At 57.5% G+C, this 17,349-nt stretch carries 16 protein-coding genes; 2 read left to right on the top strand and 14 right to left on the bottom strand.

Translation table 11 applies throughout. The annotated features are described in order from the left end of the window. Window position 1: 1 nt before the first annotated feature. The 13 genes from tssJ to UIA24_RS02975 all read right to left on the bottom strand — a co-directional run bounded on the left by tssJ (window position 2) and on the right by UIA24_RS02975 (window position 14,618). A complete protein-coding gene (gene tssJ / locus UIA24_RS03035; protein ID WP_065760332.1) occupies window positions 2–499 on the bottom strand; it encodes a type VI secretion system lipoprotein TssJ in 498 nt (165 codons plus the stop codon). A gap of 5 nt (window positions 500–504) precedes the next feature. Beyond that, window positions 505–1,701, bottom strand: a complete 1,197-nt coding sequence (tagH, locus tag UIA24_RS03030; protein ID WP_330522154.1) for a type VI secretion system-associated FHA domain protein TagH — start codon at window positions 1,699–1,701, stop codon at window positions 505–507. A 17-nt stretch (window positions 1,702–1,718) separates the two neighbouring features. Beyond that, window positions 1,719–1,850 (bottom strand): type VI secretion protein, encoded by a 132-nt coding sequence (locus UIA24_RS03025; RefSeq protein ID WP_065760330.1) that lies wholly within the window; start codon window positions 1,848–1,850, stop codon window positions 1,719–1,721. A gap of 87 nt (window positions 1,851–1,937) precedes the next feature. Then, on the bottom strand, window positions 1,938–3,455 hold the full coding sequence (locus UIA24_RS03020) for a sigma-54 interaction domain-containing protein (RefSeq protein WP_330522153.1): 1,518 nt from the start codon (window positions 3,453–3,455) through the stop codon (window positions 1,938–1,940). Window positions 3,456–3,465: 10 nt separating this feature from the next. Beyond that, entirely contained in the window at window positions 3,466–6,075 is a 2,610-nt protein-coding gene (gene tssH, locus UIA24_RS03015; RefSeq protein ID WP_330522152.1) for a type VI secretion system ATPase TssH, read from the bottom strand. 12 nt (window positions 6,076–6,087) lie between these two features. Next, on the bottom strand, window positions 6,088–7,095 hold the full coding sequence (gene tssG / locus UIA24_RS03010; protein ID WP_330522151.1) for a type VI secretion system baseplate subunit TssG: 1,008 nt from the start codon (window positions 7,093–7,095) through the stop codon (window positions 6,088–6,090). Beyond that, on the bottom strand, window positions 7,059–8,846 hold the full coding sequence (gene tssF / locus UIA24_RS03005; RefSeq protein ID WP_330522150.1) for a type VI secretion system baseplate subunit TssF: 1,788 nt from the start codon (window positions 8,844–8,846) through the stop codon (window positions 7,059–7,061). Before tssF ends, tssG begins: the two co-directional genes overlap by 37 nt. Before the next feature lie 87 nt (window positions 8,847–8,933). Further along, entirely contained in the window at window positions 8,934–9,341 is a 408-nt protein-coding gene (tssE, locus tag UIA24_RS03000; RefSeq protein WP_065760326.1) for a type VI secretion system baseplate subunit TssE, read from the bottom strand. A gap of 14 nt (window positions 9,342–9,355) precedes the next feature. After that, window positions 9,356–10,831, bottom strand: coding sequence for a type VI secretion system contractile sheath large subunit (gene tssC / locus UIA24_RS02995; RefSeq protein ID WP_065760325.1), 1,476 nt, complete (start codon window positions 10,829–10,831; stop codon window positions 9,356–9,358). A gap of 29 nt (window positions 10,832–10,860) precedes the next feature. Then, window positions 10,861–11,367 (bottom strand): type VI secretion system contractile sheath small subunit, encoded by a 507-nt coding sequence (gene tssB / locus UIA24_RS02990; RefSeq protein ID WP_065760324.1) that lies wholly within the window; start codon window positions 11,365–11,367, stop codon window positions 10,861–10,863. A 32-nt stretch (window positions 11,368–11,399) separates the two neighbouring features. Then, the gene (tssA, locus tag UIA24_RS02985; protein ID WP_330522149.1) at window positions 11,400–12,956 is read right to left on the bottom strand and encodes a type VI secretion system protein TssA; all 1,557 of its coding nucleotides are present in this window, start codon (window positions 12,954–12,956) and stop codon (window positions 11,400–11,402) included. 312 nt (window positions 12,957–13,268) lie between these two features. Next, window positions 13,269–13,532, bottom strand: coding sequence for a PAAR domain-containing protein (locus tag UIA24_RS02980; protein WP_330522148.1), 264 nt, complete (start codon window positions 13,530–13,532; stop codon window positions 13,269–13,271). 567 nt (window positions 13,533–14,099) lie between these two features. Then, a complete protein-coding gene (locus tag UIA24_RS02975) occupies window positions 14,100–14,618 on the bottom strand; it encodes an Hcp family type VI secretion system effector (protein ID WP_065760319.1) in 519 nt (172 codons plus the stop codon). A 480-nt stretch (window positions 14,619–15,098) separates the two neighbouring features. Here UIA24_RS02975 and UIA24_RS02970 point away from each other — a divergent pair, with 480 nt between their 5' ends. After that, on the top strand, window positions 15,099–15,479 hold the full coding sequence (locus UIA24_RS02970) for a hypothetical protein (protein WP_065761669.1): 381 nt from the start codon (window positions 15,099–15,101) through the stop codon (window positions 15,477–15,479). Here UIA24_RS02970 and UIA24_RS02965 read toward each other — a convergent pair whose 3' ends face one another. After that, window positions 15,480–16,316, bottom strand: coding sequence for a CvfB family protein (locus UIA24_RS02965; protein WP_065761668.1), 837 nt, complete (start codon window positions 16,314–16,316; stop codon window positions 15,480–15,482). It lies immediately after the preceding gene. Between the two features lie 156 nt (window positions 16,317–16,472). Here UIA24_RS02965 and UIA24_RS02960 point away from each other — a divergent pair, with 156 nt between their 5' ends. Then, window positions 16,473–17,348: a DUF6279 family lipoprotein gene (locus tag UIA24_RS02960; protein WP_330522146.1), complete on the top strand. Its 876-nt coding sequence runs from the start codon at window positions 16,473–16,475 to the stop codon at window positions 17,346–17,348. Window position 17,349 lies beyond the last annotated feature (1 nt).

Below are 17,349 nucleotides of genomic sequence, written 5' to 3'. Positions count from 1 at the left end.
ATCAGTTATCCGTGCTTGCTAATGGGTCGTTACGGGAGCGAATACCTGCCTGAGCAAGCACCAGCTCAACCTCGGTCAAGGCCTCTGGCGCGAGAGGAACCACGTAACTCCAGCGGGCTTGCGACAAGTCGCGGTAAGCCGCCACCACGCCGACATAGCGACTGCCCTGTTCGACACTGAGCTTGAGCTCAATGGATTCCCCCGGACGCAGCTCCAGCTCTTCACTGGCCAACAAGTCCACCGCCAGGCTTTCCTTGGCACGCTCGTAGAGGCTGAAAAAATCTGCGTTCTCAAACGCCACCGGATGTTTGAGCGCCATCAGGCGTACGACGATCGGCGACGGGCGTCCGTGGAGGTCTGGGTTGAGCTGATCGCTGGCGGTCAGCTTCAGGTTCAGCTTGGTCAGGTTCGAATACGGCGAGAGCGATGCACAACCCGCCAACAGCAGCAGTGCCGTCAACGCGGCAATCGTCTTGAAGCATGAAGTCAAGCGAGGCATAAGCATCATCCTTGGTGTGGGTGATGGAGGGTGGTGATCAGGCGGACCTGCTCTTCGTAGGCACGGGCGAAGTCTCGCGCCAGCAAGCGTTCACTCCACTCGTCATCTCGACACAGCGCATGGTGGTAACGCTCAAAAGCTTTCCAGCGACTGAACGCAGTCGCAAACAGTGACTGATGCCCCTCACGCTCGAAACACAAGGTCAGCTGTTGGGGCGAAAAATGCTGAAGGGCGCCACGCAATGCCGCTCGCGTTGCCCCAAGCAACGCCACCTGATGTGCTTGCAGTTCGCGAAACGCAAACGCCAGCGCCTGGTCAGCAGGCAGTTGCCCTGGCGCTCCCGGTGACAGCATGAGGCTCAACGCGCCACTGGCATCCGCGGTGTGCTTGAGCGGATTACGGCTGGCCCCCTCCGTGGTCACAGCCAGACGCAGCTCTCGCTTCAACGCACTGCGCGTATGCAAGCCCTGCTGGATACCGTCGATACTCTGCTTGAACAGCGCCGCAACCTTGAGCGCCAGCGCCTCCCGGCCCGACTCATCGAGCGCGTTGACATCAACGCCCAGAGCAACGCCAAACTGCGTCCAGAACCCTTCGCTACGCACCTCTGGAGTGAGCGGTAGCTCCTCACGAGCGGCCATGTCCTGCGGCGCCTGAAGCGTCGGTACATGCAGATGCTCATGCGTGATGGAGGCATAGTCCGCACCCGGATGCACCGGATAAGACACGGCCGATCCCTCGTCTAGCCGTTGAAATTCTGCATAGATCTGGTCGTCGTCATCGTCGGAGCCAGACAGATCGAAACCGAACAATGCCCCCTGTGGAATGTGATTGTCTGCCTGCGGGGGACGCTCAGTCGGCCTGGGGTCGTCAACATCAGCACCCACCAGGGTTGCACGGAGCTCGACGTCACCCACGACATACGTAAAACCATGCTCGATTGGTAGCGACTCGCCCGCGCGCAAGCGCTGGCCAGTGTCCTTGACCAACGTGCCATTGGTGCTGATATCGATCAGCATGAACTTACCGTTGTCGAACGTAATCAGCGCGTGCTGCTTTGATAACGTCAACGCAGCACACGAAAGGGGCCAGTAACAATTCACACCCCGTCCGATCACACCGCCGAACGCCCCAAAGGTTCTACTGCAAGAGACTCCAGCGGCAGGCTGGGGTGGATTCAGCCAATCGAAAATCAGTTCCATGATGAGGCTCCTTGCGATCACTTGCCGCGATTGAATGCCTGCGGGTCACCCAACGGGCGATACGCGTTGTCATTGAATTTGTAGTTACCGCTGCAGCCGCCCAGAACAATCAGGACCAGCAACACCGGTGGCCAGTGACGAACAGACATCAGAAAATCTCCTTGAAAAAAGCGTGCAGAACCCCTGTCCTTTCAGGGCTACCGGAAAGAAAAAAGGCGTAAAAAGGTCATGTGCTGCTAACCGTCAACACCGCCCTGCGGGATGCTCAAGCGTCCGAGTCGATACAACAGGGTGCGGCGTGGCAGGCCGAGTTCGCGTGCCACCAGGGTTTGGTTACCGCCATGCTTGCGCAGGCAATCAAGCAACAATTTGCGCTCAACCTGCTCCAGGCATTCACGCAGGCTACGGGCAGGCGCCTGCGGCAACGTGTCGGTAGTCAAGGTGAAGTGCTCGCTGCACAGCTCACCGCCGTCGCACAGCAATACGGCCCGTTCGACCAGGCCCTTGAGCTCTCTGACGTTGCCCGGAAAGCTGTATCCGCCAAGGCGTTCAAATGCCGCATCCGACCATTTCAGTGGCTCACGCTGCAGGAATGCGCAGGCCTTGTCAGCGAAGTGCAAAGCCAGCTCACGCAAATCACCTTCGCGTTGGCGCAAGGCCGGTAGCGTGATTGGAAACTGCGCCAGGCGGTAATAGAGGTCTTCACGAAACGCCCCTTCACGAACCCGTGCCAATAGATCACGGTGGGTCGCGGCAATGATCCGCACGTCGATCCGTTGCGTCTGATTGGCCCCCAACGGACGAATCTCGCCTTCCTGCAATACGCGCAGCAACTTGGCCTGAAGGGTGAGCGGCATGTCGCCAATTTCATCCAGCAGCAAGGTGCCGCCATTAGCAGCCTCGAACAGCCCTACCCGGTCACTGTTGGCACCGGAAAACGCGCCCTTGCGATAACCGAACAGTTCACTCTCCAGCAGTTGCTCCGGAAGCGCCGCACAATTCTGCGCGACAAAGGCCTTTGATCGGCGCGGGCCATAATCATGAATTGCCCGTGCCACCACATCTTTTCCGGTACCCGTCTCGCCTTGTAGTAATACGGTGTACGGGGTGTGCAACACCTTGCTGATCAACTGATAGGTCTGGCGCATTCCGGCACTCTTGCCGATCAGGCCATAAGCACCCGAACAGATCACCGGCTCTGATGCCGGTGGCACATCACTGGAGGACCACAGGCGCCGTTGCAATAGATGCAACTGGCCGAGCACAAAGCGCCCAAGGACGCTCAGTGAACTAGCAAAGCCCTGCAGATCGACAGGCCTGCGACTGGCACACAGCAGAACACCTGCAACGGCCTGCTGGCGATCACTCAGCGGTACACACAACAACGAGCGCCATGCCTTGGCGTGCCGTGGAAGAAAACTGATTTCATGGATGCCCCCGCTCAGGTCGCTGATACTGACCTCTCGGTTTTGGCACAGCGCAAACTGCAACAATTGCTCACCGTTGTAGTCTGCAGGCAACGTGGCCATTTCCCGAGGCTGGAGTACACCGTCCAGCCACTCTGCACTCAGCCCTAATGTGGTATGAGTGGCATCAAGCAGGTACAACTGGCTCAACTCACAACCACTGAGCGAAGCGGTGGCCCGGACGAAATCGGCCAACAACGCACCTTCGTCTGTCACACGCGACAAGCTGGCAAACTGCGCCAGCACCGCCTCGGCATAGATCAAGGGTTGCGCTACTCGCGTAAACATCTGCGCGCCCTCAGACAAACTCACACACCACGTCTGCGCTATTGTCGAACGTCGCATGCACCCGTGAGAGACGTTCACCTGTGGCCATCGACGCCAGCAGACGGTCGGCCACGTGCGGCAACAGGTGCCGGTCAAGCAGGTGATCAATCAAGCGCGCACCGCTATCACTCTCGGTACAGCGCTCAGCCAGGTGATCCACCAGGCAAGGGCTGTAGCTGAACGTCAATTGCCGCCTGGTTAAACGCTCGCCCAGGTACTGCAGCTTGATTTCAATCAGCTCACGAAGCACCGTTGCGTCCATCGGGTAGTACGGCACCACACGCATGCGCGCGAGCAACGCCGGCTTGAAGTGCTGACTGAGTGTTGGCCGAATGGCGTCTTCCAGCGCCTCGGCAGTAGGCCGCTCGCCGTGCAGACAGAGTGCACTGATACGCTCGCTGGCCAGGTTTGAGGTCATCAGAATCAGGGTGTTGCGAAAATCGATTTCGCGCCCCTCACCATCATTGGCAACGCCCTTGTCGAAGATCTGATAGAACAGATTCAAGACATCGGGGTCAGCCTTTTCGACTTCATCGAGCAGCACCACCGAATAAGGCTTCTGTCGCACAGCTTCGGTGAGCATGCCCCCCTCGCCATACCCCACGTAACCTGGCGGCGCTCCGATCAGGCGCGAAACCGTGTGTTTTTCCTGAAACTCGGACATGTTGATGGTGGTTATGAACCGTTCGCCACCGTACAACAGGTCGGCCAGCGCCAATGCAGTCTCAGTCTTGCCGACACCACTGGGCCCCACCAGCAAAAACACCCCTGCCGGTGCATCGGGTGTGTTCAGCCCTGCGGCAGTGGCACGCATGGCACGGTCCAGTGCCTGTACAGCCTGCTCCTGGCCACGAATGCGTGCTCGCAGGTCAGTGGCAAAACGAGCGACCTTGGCGTTGTGCTCCCAGGCCAGTTGTGCCAACGGTACGCCCGTCCAGGCGCTGATCACTTCCGCCACCAAACGAGGGCACACCTCAAAGCTGACCAGGCGTTCTTGAGCCTGAGCCTCACACAACGCCTGGTGGGTATCATGAAGTAGCGTTTCCAGCGCCTCGATGCTGTGTTGCTCCGCGGCGGCGTCCTGAGCTTGCTCGTGCATACCGATTTCGCGAGCCTCAGCCAATCGCTGGCGCAGCTCCAGAAGCCGTTCGGCCAGGCTGCGCTGCTCATGCCAACGCTCCGCCAATACCTGCTGTTCTTCGTCCACTTCTGCCAGATGTACCCGCAATGCGTCCAGAGCCGACTGCTCAACAAGCAACCCTGCTTCGGCATCGCGGCGCAACGCCTGATACTGTCGCTTGCCTTCGGCCAGCTTGCCGCGCAAGTGTTCCAGGCGCTCTGGCGCTGCGGCCAAACTGATCCGAACCCTCGCACACGCGGTATCGAGTACATCGACGGCCTTGTCCGGCAACTGTCGGCCGGCCAGGTAACGTGCCGACAATTCAGCGGCAGCCACCACGGCATCATCACGCAGGTAGATGCCGTGGCTTTTCTCATAGACCTGCGCCAGCCCACGCAGAATGGTCACCGCCTCGCTGACCGTTGGTTCATGCAATTGCACCGGCTGAAATCGCCGTGCCAGGGCGGGGTCTTTTTCAAAGTATTTTTTGTACTCGACCCAGGTAGTCGCTGCGATGGTGCGCAACTCTCCCCTGGCCAACGCAGGCTTGAGCAGATTGGCAGCGTCCGCCCCACCTGCATTGCCACCGGCACCAATCAGCGTGTGGGCTTCATCGATGAACAGAATGATCGGTTTCGGCGAAGCCTTGACCTCATCGATCACCCCCTTGAGGCGGCGTTCGAATTCGCCTTTGATACTCGCTCCGGCTTGCAGCAGGCCCATATCAAGCGACAGCAGTTCAACCCCCTGGAGCGCCGCTGGCACCTCTTGGGCAACAATGCGCGAAGCCAGTCCCTCCACGATGGCCGTCTTGCCGACGCCAGCCTCACCGACCACGATTGGATTGTTCTTGCGACGCCTGGCGAGGATATCGACCATCTGGCGAATCGCAGTATCGCGACACAAGACCGGGTCAAGCGTGCCGTCACGCGCCTGCTGCGTCAGGTTATGGGTGAAACGCTGCAACAACGACTCCCCCTGAACACCGGATTTTTCATGGGTAGTGGTGACCTGTTGCGACAGGGCGAATGACTTCAGCCGCTCAATGTTCAACCTGGCCAGCAAAGGCTGGTAGCGGCTACCGGCATAACGTAGCGGGTTACGCACCAAAGCGAGAATCAGGGCGGCCTGCTCGACCTGGCTCTGCCCCAGATCCAGGTTTGCCACAAGCAAGGCATCCTGCAGCCATTGCACCAGTTCAGGAGCGAACACCGGATTACGCGAAGCACTGTGCTCGGCCTGCACCTGTAACACGGCACTCAGCTCACCCGCTTCGACTTCAGCGTCTCTCAAGGCTCGTGCAAGCAAGCCGTGCGGACGCTCCAGCAACCCCAATAACAGGTCCTCAACCAGAACCTTGCTACCACCACGGGAGACACAACTCTCAGCCGCGCGTTCAAGGTCTCGGCGGGTTTCGGTGTCCAGGGCCTGGATGAGTTGTTGCAGATCTACGTTAATCATGAGCCTCTGTCCTTAATGAGTTTTGCTGCCCAGGGTGACCACGCCGTCAGCGTGTTCAGGCCCCAGCCAGCTGGTCCAGCCCAGGTGGCAGACGTTCGATTCACCGATACGCAGTTCGCGGATTTCCTCCTGGCGCAGCACCAGGCGGATGTCGTAATCCAATGGGTCACGCAGCGTGAACCTCACCAACGCGCACAATGGCTGGTAGCCGGCGCCGATCGGCAGGAACTCGTGGAAGCGTGTCCAGTCGAGCTGACGGATATGGATACGAAACTTGCCACTGTGGTCGCGTACCGATTCGCCAAGAACCAGGTCTTCGTCGAACCGGCTATTGCACCGGCCAAGGCCATTACGCTGCTCGTCAAGAATGTCGACCCGGCGCTCGATGCATTGCTCGATCACCAGATGCGCATGCTTGAAGTAGTAACGCAGTACCGACTCGATCAATGCAGCAGAGTGCGCCCGCAAGCTGAGGAGGCCGAGGTAAGGCAACAAGCGCTTCCAGTTCAGCTCCCGCGCCTCGCGAATATCCCGGCCTCCCAGACCGATCAGGGCGAACAATTGCTCGGAAAACGGATCAAGCGCACCGCTCTTGAAACTCGCCCGATAGCGATACTTGCGCCAGATGGGCAACATCAACCGCTGCAGGCGATCATGAAAGAGGTCAAGAAAGTGGCGGGTCGCGTTACCCTCTTCACCATCACCCAGTGCCTGCTCACCGTAAAATGCAGGCAGCGGCGAACCGGAACCAAAGAGGCTGATCAGGTTGAACCGTAAACGCGCGCGCAGCTTTCCGTGCTCGTAAAAGAACACCACTTGTTCGACGTCACTGCCGGGAAAACCCAGGCTTGGATTGGCCTGAAACTCCATCTGTTCGTAGAGCTCGTCGTCGCTCAGTTCTGGGTGATACTCCCGCAGCCGGTCGATCACCAACAACACAGCCTGGAACAGCGAGTACTCTCGAATTACCCGGCTCAATCCGGTTAAAGCGGGGGCTGTAACCCCATTCGCGGTATCCATTGGTACACCTCTCCTTGTGTACTTTTCACTCGTAACTCATGGTACGAATTGAGACTGGCGTAAAGCGCAAAGAACTCGTTCAGCACCGAGGCGAAAACAAAGAGATCGCCCTCGCCGATGTAACCCTCCGGGTCAATGGTCAGTTCAGTACGCAAGCCACGCAGAGGCAGCCCACGGTGTAACCTGTCCACCGGCTGATGACGAATCGACTTGAGCCCTCCCAGCAGCCGCTTGCTGACCTTTTCTGCATGCTGGTCGTAGTAACGCGGCAAATCGTAGGTTTCGAGAATCACCTTGAGCGCATCGACGTTGGCAAGCGACAAGTAGTTGAGCGACATGTTGCTGATCAACTTCCAGAGGAAATCGCGATTCAACGGGGGCGCAAAACTTGAGGTCGTAGGTGTGATGTTGCGGAAGTTGAGAAACTCGGGGGTCCCTTCACAGGTCAGGCAAATGTCCCCCAACTTGAGGCGACGCGGCAGGTTCTGGTTGGTACAGGTCAGCTCGATGGACAGTGTTTCCTGCACTTCAGCCTGACGAATGGCAAAGCTCAGGTAAGTATCCAGCCCCTCATGCAGCAGCGACGACCGCTGCCGAACACTGTAGTGCGGGCGGCTCTGAGGTACGTCGAAACTGGCGTCATGCTCGAACGACTCAAACAGCACATAGTCCCGATAACCGACACCTCCGGTACTCCAGCCCGCCACACGGTCGACCGAAAACACCCCACAGTGCTCAAGGTCATAGCTGGCCGGCAACAACAGGTACTCGTCCTCCTTGCCATCAAGACGAATCGGCAATGCATCGTGGTCAAACAGGTTGGCGATGGGCGTACAGTAGAGCTTCACATTGTCCAAGGTCGGCCGCAGGCGCTGGATACCACTCTTGCGAATATCGAAACGCAACTCCAGGCCTCGCGTCTGTGCCAACAGCTCCTGCGGTAGCGTCTGCAGCACCTCAAGACCATCGAGGTCAACAAACAGGAACTTGTCCTGGAATGCAAAATACTCCTGCAAATAGCGATAGCCACGAAAGGTATTCAGCGGATAGGGAATCAGTGCCTCTTCTTCGGCAAACCCTACGGGCTGCACCCGGTCACCGGGTAATTTAAGGTTCAATTCGCCAGCGGCATTGACCAGCGGTTGACCATCACTGTCCAGCGGTACCAGTTCGATATGGTCCAGGTTGCGCAACAGGCTCAGGTAGAGCATCTGGGCGATGTAACGATCATCACCGGTCAGGAACAGCCGCAGCTGCCTCAGGTTCAACTCGCCGACATGCCCCTCGCTGCTCATCTCCAGGCGCAAGCCCAACAGCGCTCCATCACCCTTGACCGAGTAGTTCAATGCACTCAGTTTCAGCGGCAGGACATCGGTTGGGTAACACGTGCGAAAGCGGCATTGCACGCCGTCGACGGGAAGACTTTTCACCCCCGTGTGACGTTCGACCCGAAACGCCGGACCGGGCCGCTCCATGGGCTCGAACTGCAAAATGCTGAAGGCCGGTAGCGGCCGCATGTAGTTCGGCCACAGCAGGTGCATCAAGGAGTGACTGAGTTCCGGAAGCTCGTCATCAAGCTTCTGACGCAAACGCCCAGTAAGAAACGCGAACCCTTCAAGCAAACGCTCTACATCCGGATCCCGCCCGGCCTGCCCCAGAAAAGGCGCCAACGCCGGACTACGGTCGGCGAAACGGCGCCCCAACTGGCGCAATGCTGTCAGTTCACTCTGGTAGTAATGGTTAAAGGCCATGATCTACCCGCCTTTCAGCCTGCTGTGCGAGGACCGCAACACGTGGCGCATACACGACAGTCCTTCTCAAAAGCTTTTCATCCATGATCACGTCACGCTCACTTGTCCGCCGCCATTGATGTGCGCGGAGAAACTGGCCTGCCGCTTGACGCCATCTACGTCAAGCAGCCCTTCAATACTGAAGGACAGCTTGAGTTGATCGTGACAACGCGGCTGGGACACAACACGCACGCAGGAGAGACGCGGCTCATAGGCCTCGATAAAACGCTCGATGGCGCTACGGGCCTGGCTCAGAGCATCATGCAAACTCAGGCGCATGTCGTTCAGATCAGGGAGGCCATAATCGGATAGCGTTTGCACACTGCCCGCACGGGTACTGAGCATCTTCGCCAGATGGGTGGCCACTGAAGCGGTGACACACGCTTCACGGCTCCAGCCGATGCGCTTGTCAGCTTCACCACTCAACCGCTCAAAAAGACTGCCGTTTCCATTCATGGCCCGAACCCCGGTTACTCTTTGTCCAGCTTGCCAACCAGAGACAACGTGAAGTCAGCCCCCATGTACTTGAAGTGCGGGCGCACATTCAGGCTCACGCGGTACCAACCCGGCTCACCCTCCACATCGCTGACGATGATCTGGGCTGCTCGCAACGGGCGGCGGCCACGCACTTCCGCGCTGGGGTTCTCCTGGTCGGCGACGTATTGGCGAATCCACTTGTTGAGCTCCAGCTCAAGGTCGGTGCGTTCCTTCCACGAACCAATCTGCTCGCGCTGCAGCACCTTCAGGTAGTGGGCCAGGCGATTGACGATCATCATGTATGGCAGCTGGGTGCCGAGCTTGTAGTTCAACTCGGCCGTCTTGCCTTCGGCGCTGATGCCGAAAAATTTCGGTTTCTGCACCGAACTAGCAGAGAAAAATGCGGCGTTGTCGCTGCCCTTGCGCATGGTCAGGGAAATGAAGCCTTCCTCGGCCAACTCATATTCGCGACGGTCAGACACCAGCACTTCGGTGGGGATCTTGGTCTCGATCTCGCCCATGCTTTCAAAGTGGTGCAATGGAAGGTCCTCCACTGCGCCACCGCTTTGCGGGCCGATGATGTTCGGGCACCAGCGGAACTTGGCAAAACTGTCAGTCAGCTTGGTGCCAAAGGCATAAGCGGTATTACCCCACAGGTAATGCTCGTGACTGTTGGCGACGGTTTCCTTGTACAAAAACGACTTCACCGGGTTTTCTTCCGGATCGTACGGGTTACGCAGCAAGAAGCGCGGCAGTGTCAGACCGAGGTAGCGCGCATCTTCGGACTGCCGGAAGCTCTGCCATTTGGCGAACTGCGGGCCTTCAAAGTGGTCTTTCAGATCCTTCAGGTCCGGCAAGCCGGTAAAACTTTCCAGGCCGAAAAACTTCGGGCCGGCAGCCGCGATGAATGGAGCATGCGACATGCAGGCAACGCTGGAGACGTACTGCATCAATTTGACGTCAGGCGAGCTGGGTGACAGGAAGTAGTTGGCAATGATCGCCCCCACCGGCTGCCCGCCAAACTGGCCGTATTCAGCCGTGTAGACATGCTTGTACAGGCCTGACTGCATCACTTCGGGCGAATCCTCGAAGTCATCCAGCAGGTCTTGCTTGGAAACGTTGAGAATCTCGATCTTGATGTTTTCACGAAAGTTGGTGCGTTCCACCAACAACTGCAGGCCTCTCCAAGCAGACTCCAGCGACTGGAAATCGGCATGGTGAAGAATTTCATCCATCTGCCGGCTGAGCTTGGCATCGATCTCGGCAATCATGCGATCGACCATGGCCTTCTTCACCGGCTCGCCGCTATTGTGCGGCTTCAGCAACTCCTCAATAAACGCCGAGACGCCACGTTTGGCGATGCCATAGGCATCATCGTCGGGCGTCAGGCGGGTTTCGGCGATGATGCTGTCAAGAATGCTGTACTCGCTGTTTTCAGGGCTGTTCTGTTGTGTCGCAGTGCTGCTCATGGTGATGACTTCCTTGGCAAATGGGAGGCTCAGGCGTCCTGGGCCGGGGCGGTGTTCAGCCCTAGCTCACCCAGTACACGTGCACGCGACTCATCGTCGGCAAGCACGCCTTCGATAGCCTTGCGAAAGGCCGGTGCGTTACCCAGCGGGCCTTTGAGGGCTACCAGTGCGTCACGTAGTTCCATCAATTTTTTCAACTCAGGCACTTGCTCGACCAGGCTGGCCGGGTTGAAGTCCTTCATCGAGTTGACCCGCAACTGCACAGCCAGCTCATCAGTGTCGCTGTCGTCCTGCAGACGGTTAGGCACACTCAGCGTCAGGCTCAGCTCCTGCTTGGCCAACACTTCGTCGAAGGTCATTTTGTCGATACTGATCGGCTTGCGATCCTCAACCTTGCGCTCGTCCACTCGCTGGGTATAGTCACCGATCGCCATCAACTTCAGCGGCAGTTCGATCTCCTCCTGAGCCCCGCCTGTAGCAGGCTTGAAGGTGACGTTGATGCGCTCCTTCGGCGCTACCGAGCCTTCTTTGGCCATGGTGTTTCTCCTTTCGGTTGCGGCCCTTGGGCCTATTCGAGTACCACTTCAAGATCGAGATGGCACAGCCGTCGATAAATCTCGTCCTTGCGCTCGCGGACGGCATGGTTCTGCGGCAACAACTCACAGCAGCCGTGCAGCAGGTTCAACACCTCGAGCACAAGGTCAGGCTCCCAGGCATGCACACCCGAACGCTGGAGTTCCTGGTCAAGGGTTTCGAGCTGAGTCTTGGCCAACTCGTATTTCTTGGCCATGAAGCACAGTCGAGCCATGCTCAACTGCCAAAAAAAACGCGTGCGCCCTCCATGGGCACTTCTCAAGCCTTGCTTGAGATGGTGTACGGCAGCCTTCAGCCCCTCCTTGCGCAGGATCGGCTGGGCAGCCTCCAATGCTTCTTCCCATTCAGGTTGATCGCTACCAACTTCAACCTTGCGCGGCACCTCAGTACTGTGCAAATGAGGCATCACCTGCGCACTGATCCAGCTACGAGTGGCAGGGTCGGCAAACGGTGTACTGTCGTAAAAACGCAATTCGACTACGCCTGGCAGGCGCTGCAGCAACAAGGCAAAGTGAACTTCCACTTCACGCATCGCCTGCTCAGCACCTAGCGCCTGCAGGCACTCCCAGACCAGGCGCTGGCCGTCGAACCAGAATGGCGCCCTGGCCAGGCTGGCTTCCAGCTCAAGCAGAAGATCAGCGTACTGCCCCTGCTCAAACTGCTCCTGATAAGCTCTCAACTTGTCGCCCGGCAGCCCGCGCAAAGCCGTGACCTGCTCGGCATTGCGCTCTGGCATTACATCAATCGGTAGCCACAACAACGTACGGTTCAGGCGCAAGGCACGAAGATCAGTCGCTTTCTGACGCAGCCACCAGGCACACAGCGGACGTGCACCCTCCTGCTGTGCACGCAGCGCTTTGTGGGCATCCTTCTCGTTGTCAATCGGTGCGCCGGGCGTAAACAGCTGTGCCGCCGCCTGTTTGACCTGAGCCACTACCGCACCGACAGTGCCGGCCTCATGCCGATCATCGTCGGCACGCTTAAGCATGCTGTTCAAGCGTCGGCAGACAGGTAACAGCAACGGTGCGTCGTCACCCAGGTGTACCGTCAGCGCCTTTTCCAAGCCCTCCAGATGCTCAAGCACGCAGCGGAACAGTGGTTGCTGCTCCTTGACCGGAATCGTCTCGCTCAAAGCCTGATCAAGGCGCGGCACCAACCAACGCATGGCGGCACTGCGAGTACGCAGCTTCTGTGGATGAATATCCGTCCAATACTGCTCACAGAACACACGCAACAAACCAATGCCCGCCAGAAGCCCCGGAAAGGCTTCACGCTGATACAAGGCCCACGTCAACCAGACCGCAACCCGCAGATCCTTGGACTGGTCACGCAACAGCGTTTCACTACGCTCAAGCACTGCCATCCAGTCGACCTGACCACTTTCATGCATGGACTGCGCCTTGCCCAGCTCAGCTTCCAGCGCCTCGAACTCAACCGAAAAGCGCACATCCTCTCCCGCAAAGCCCCCAGGTGAAACAGAGCGCTTGGCAAGTTCAAGATAACGAGCAGAAAGTTTAGATGAGTACGACATCCACCAACTTCATAAAAAGGAATCAATCGTCTGAATGCACGCAACTGCAAACCGAGCGGACTGATTCTTAAAAATAAAAACAGCAGCAAGCAGGCGCCACGCATGCCAGTAAAAAATATCAACCCGAAAGTAAAAAACCTGACACCGAAATGAATATCCCCCCAATAGATATTTCCTTAAAGAGGACGCTTCCCATGGAGCTGTAGGAATTTTCTTTGAATCAAAGGAAGTACCTAAGAAAATCTCGCATGACCTCCCCTGACACAGCGCTGCGCGGTTCGCAGAGCCAGTGGATAATCCGCCCCACTAACACTAGCGAATGACTGCTCCACGAGGGCCGCTGGCAATCAAATGGGCCCCGCAGGCGGTTTTCATGCCATCGAGTGCAACGGGGACACCCTCAACGGAATAAGTGCTACTGCCTTCGACTATCGGAAAAATACCCTTGCAGAGCGGGCAACTGACGTTGTGACCAACGCCCGCAATGGGCTTGCCGTTGACGTTAGTGTGGGTAAAGGCTTCAAGTACAGTGCCACCATGACTGGTGGTGTCGCCTAAGCGGATGATGTCCTTCATCGTGCTACCTCCTTTCTTACGAAGTCGTTCCCTATTAATTGCCTAGAGGCAACGTCACTTTGCAGCTCTGATTTCCGCTAGCGCCGCGTCCAAAATCCTCATATCAGGAGGACTTTTTCGATGCCTTGGATTTTAGCCACGCAGCCTCTTTACGTTTCAATAGCTCAATACCATCATCAGTAAAATCATTCCTATAATAGGCTCCACCAACAATCCCCCTCCCCTTCCACCAACAGATTGTTATCTGAAAAATATTTAATTAGCGCCTTTAACGTCCTCCTCGCAACCTCCTGCGATTCAAAGTCAGTAGAAATATTACCCTCCCCATCAACAAGCCTATACGCCGAAACTAATGAGGCGTAATACGCCATGCGGTGGTCGGGGGAGGATGTGTTTGAGCAGGTTGCCGTGGAAGTCGTTGCCGCCGTCGGCGTGTACATGGCAGATGAGATTTTTCGCTGCGTCACGAAACAACCACTCCGAGCGCCCGTCAGGGTATCGGCAGCGCCAGGCAGTGCGCAGCGGGCGACACGAAGGCCGACCGCTGCGCAGTAAGATCAATCAGCCTTAGCCGGCAACTGGCGCGCGCCAGTCATCAGAGCCGGAGGTACCCGAGACCTCATGCGTCCAGGTGATCTTGCGGTAGGTGAAATGCACGTCTTGCAGATGCGTGAAATGCGCGTTGCTTGGGTCCTGGCAGTTGTGCATGTAGTCTTTGATATAGACGATGATCGCGTCTTCCAGGGTGGTGGTGTAGTAATGCTCCTGGGTGCCGGACGCCGAGGTGCGGTACCACTTGATCTCGACCTTTCTAAGCACCTCACCGGACGTCAGTGCCGCCAGCAGCAGCGGCGAAGCCTTATCGAACACTTTGGTGACGACTGCGGGCTTGTGTACGCGCTGACCTGTAGGCTGGCCAGATTGCGGGTCACGGGGAATGATCACTTCGTGCTGGAAGCCCTGAACCATGACCTCATGCTCATGACCTTCCTGGTAGGTGTTGCCGACGGAATCTGCGGTAAAGGCACTGTCCGTAACCAGGCCTTGTTTGGTGCCCACGACGGACATGTATGCAGGAGTAGCCATTGGTATTTTCCTTGCTAAAAAGTCATTAAAACCGTGGGCGAAATCCGCCCCACGACGAAATGACTAATGCCAAGGATCGTGCCAACTTTTTAAAATGCTTTAAAATCATAAGCTTAAAAACAAACCAAACAGAACTGGTCGTTTTTTGCACAAATAATCAGGAAAAAGTGCGCAAGAAGTTGCGCAGTGCTGCGCAACTTCTTGCGCACTCGTCTGTACACACCGAAATATATGGCCTACGCAAATCTATACACAGGGTTATCCACATTTCAGTGCGCAACTTCTTGCGCACAATAGCCTAAAGCCATCATGCAAAAAAATGTGATTAACAGGCTGTTTTTTGCCCGAGAAAATCATCGTTCGATGGGCATCCAGAGTGCAGCAATCAGGGCTCAGGAATTAACCCCAGCAACGCACAGAACGCGTAAAATGCCCGGCATCTTTGACACCGTGCCAAAGCGTCACCCGTAGGAACCCGCAATGAAAATCGACAAAGCCACCGCTATTGCCCGCCGCAACCAGCAATTGGGCACACCGGTGCTGAGCGCCGACAACTGCCTGTTCGCCGCGCTCGATCACAAGCGCAATATCTGGTGGTTTGATGTACCGGTGAAGCGCCTGCACACCGGCCTGGGTGACTGGATCAACCTGCTGTTGCACACTCCGGAGAACGACCAGTTGCAGCACTTGAAGGTGCCGACCAGCTTCCTGCGCACACGCCTGGAGGAAATGGAGGTGCGTAATGCGCACAAGCGCCGTACCACCATCAGCCTGGCGCTGAGCGCCGACCGCGATGCGTGGCTGCAGGATCAGCGTCCGGGCGGCAACAATGTCAGTTTCGCCCGGTTCCTGCAGAGCTGATCAGACCCGTTCGATACGGTCGGCGTGGATCACGATCAGGCCGTCCTTGTACAAGGCGCCAATGGCCTTCTTGAAGTTGCCCTTGCTGACCCCGAACAGGTCGCTGATCAGTTGCGGGTCGCTCTTGTCGCTGACCGGCAACACGCCGTTGGCCGCCTTGAGCTTGTCGAGGATCAGGTCGTGCAGGCTGTTAACGGCCTGCTGGCCAATTGGCTGCAGGCTGAGGGCGATCTTGCCGTCGCTGCGCAGTTCCTTGATATAGCCCTTCTCCTGCTTGCCGGAACGCAGGAACTTGAACACTTCGTTCTTGTGGATAAGGCCCCAGTGCTTGTTGTCGATGATCGCCTTGAAGCCCATGGGCGTCTCGCCGGCGACCAGCAGATCGACCTGCTGCCCCACCTTGTAGTTGGCCGGCACCTTGTCCAGGTAACGGTCCAGACGTGAAGTCGCCGTAATGCGGCGGGTGCGTTTGTCCAGGTAGACATGCACCACGCAGTAGTCGCCCGCACGCAGTGGATGCTTTTCCTCGGAGTACGGCATCAACAGGTCCTTGGGCAGGCCCCAGTCGAGGAAAATGCCAATGCTGTTGATCTCGACCACCTTCAGGCTGGCAAACTCGCCAACCTGCACCTTGGGCTTCTCGGTGGTGGCGATCAGCTTGTCTTCACTGTCCAGGTAGACGAAGACGTTGAGCCAATCTTCAACTTCAGTGGGCGTGTCCTTGGGGATGTAGCGGTTGGGCAAGAGGATCTCGCCGTCTGCTCCACCGTCCAGGTACAGACCGAAGTCCGTATGTTTTACCACTTGCAAACTGTTGTAACGCCCAACTAAAGCCATGTCCGAAAATCCTCGTTGCGAGGCCGGTATTCTACACCTGAACCGAAGACACCGCCCGGTCACTGAAGGTCTCTTTCAACCGTTCGTACCTGTGGGGTCGGCAAGAGAGCCTGCCTGTTCTATAAAGAAAGGGCATGCCCATGCAAGGATCCGCTCATGTACAGCCGCCTGTCCAAGTACCTGCGCCCTCTCCTGCTAGCGGTTCTCTGTAGTGCCGCACTGATAGCCTGCAACCGGATTGATCTGGTCTACCGCAACCTCGACATCCTCGTGCCCTGGTCGCTGAACGACTACCTGGACATGAACCGCGAACAGAAAACCTGGCTTAAACAGCGCCTCACGACACATTTGAGCTGGCACTGCCGCACCCAACTGCCGGGTTACCTTGAATGGCTCGATCGGGTGAAGGCGATGGTGGCCAGCAATCAGGTGTCCGAGGCGCAATTGCAGGCGCGCACCAACGAAATCAAGCACGCGATCGACAACGTAGCCAGGCAGATCACGCCTTCGGCGGTAGAACTGTTACGCGCCCTGGATGATGATCAGGTACGCGCCATGCGTCAGGCGTTTACCGAAGATACCCGCGAAAAGCAGGAAATTTACGCCAACACACCCTTCGATAAACAGATCGCCCAGCGTACCCGACGCATGGAAAAGCGTCTGACACCCTGGCTGGGTGAGCTCAGCGCGCAACAGCAGTTGCGGATCACCCAGTGGGCACACTCACTGGGCGCTCAGGGTAATGTCTGGATCACCAACCGCGCAGAATGGCAGGCGCAGTTCAGTGCCGCCGTGGAGCAACGGCAGTCTGCAGACTTTCCAGAGCGCCTGGAGCGTTTGCTGATCGACCGGGAACGTCTCTGGATCCCTGCGTACCGCCAGGCCTACCAACAGAACGAAGCCGCTACCCGCAGCCTGTTGGTCGACCTGATGGCTCAAAGCAGCCCCTACCAGCGGCAACACCTGGAGAAAAAGCTGGCACAGGTGCACCAGGATTTCAGCCAGCTCAAATGCCTGAAGGCAGGCGCCTGAC

It is taken from the genome of Pseudomonas sp. AL 58, assembly GCF_036348395.1.
Classification (GTDB): domain Bacteria; phylum Pseudomonadota; class Gammaproteobacteria; order Pseudomonadales; family Pseudomonadaceae; genus Aquipseudomonas; species Aquipseudomonas defluvii.
The sequence above is the reverse complement of the archived record's forward strand: the minus strand, read 5'-3'. Positions and strand labels throughout refer to the sequence as shown.

Bases quoted from the DNA above. Each gene is read 5' to 3' on its own strand.
- UIA24_RS03025 (WP_065760330.1), bottom strand. From the start codon at position 1,850: ATGTCTGTTCGTCACTGGCCACCGGTGTTGCTGGTCCTGATTGTTCTG.
- UIA24_RS02970 (WP_065761669.1), top strand. From the start codon at position 15,099: ATGAAAATCGACAAAGCCACCGCTATTGCCCGCCGCAACCAGCAATTG.
- tssJ (WP_065760332.1), bottom strand. From the start codon at position 499: ATGCCTCGCTTGACTTCATGCTTCAAGACGATTGCCGCGTTGACGGCA.
- tssB (WP_065760324.1), bottom strand. From the start codon at position 11,367: ATGGCCAAAGAAGGCTCGGTAGCGCCGAAGGAGCGCATCAACGTCACC.
- tssE (WP_065760326.1), bottom strand. From the start codon at position 9,341: ATGAATGGAAACGGCAGTCTTTTTGAGCGGTTGAGTGGTGAAGCTGAC.
- tssA (WP_330522149.1), bottom strand. From the start codon at position 12,956: ATGTCGTACTCATCTAAACTTTCTGCTCGTTATCTTGAACTTGCCAAG.
- UIA24_RS02960 (WP_330522146.1), top strand. From the start codon at position 16,473: ATGTACAGCCGCCTGTCCAAGTACCTGCGCCCTCTCCTGCTAGCGGTT.
- tagH (WP_330522154.1), bottom strand. From the start codon at position 1,701: ATGGAACTGATTTTCGATTGGCTGAATCCACCCCAGCCTGCCGCTGGA.
- UIA24_RS02965 (WP_065761668.1), bottom strand. From the start codon at position 16,316: ATGGCTTTAGTTGGGCGTTACAACAGTTTGCAAGTGGTAAAACATACG.
- tssG (WP_330522151.1), bottom strand. From the start codon at position 7,095: ATGGATACCGCGAATGGGGTTACAGCCCCCGCTTTAACCGGATTGAGC.
- UIA24_RS03020 (WP_330522153.1), bottom strand. From the start codon at position 3,455: ATGTTTACGCGAGTAGCGCAACCCTTGATCTATGCCGAGGCGGTGCTG.
- UIA24_RS02975 (WP_065760319.1), bottom strand. From the start codon at position 14,618: ATGGCTACTCCTGCATACATGTCCGTCGTGGGCACCAAACAAGGCCTG.
- tssF (WP_330522150.1), bottom strand. From the start codon at position 8,846: ATGGCCTTTAACCATTACTACCAGAGTGAACTGACAGCATTGCGCCAG.
- tssH (WP_330522152.1), bottom strand. From the start codon at position 6,075: ATGATTAACGTAGATCTGCAACAACTCATCCAGGCCCTGGACACCGAA.
- tssC (WP_065760325.1), bottom strand. From the start codon at position 10,831: ATGAGCAGCACTGCGACACAACAGAACAGCCCTGAAAACAGCGAGTAC.
- UIA24_RS02980 (WP_330522148.1), bottom strand. From the start codon at position 13,532: ATGAAGGACATCATCCGCTTAGGCGACACCACCAGTCATGGTGGCACT.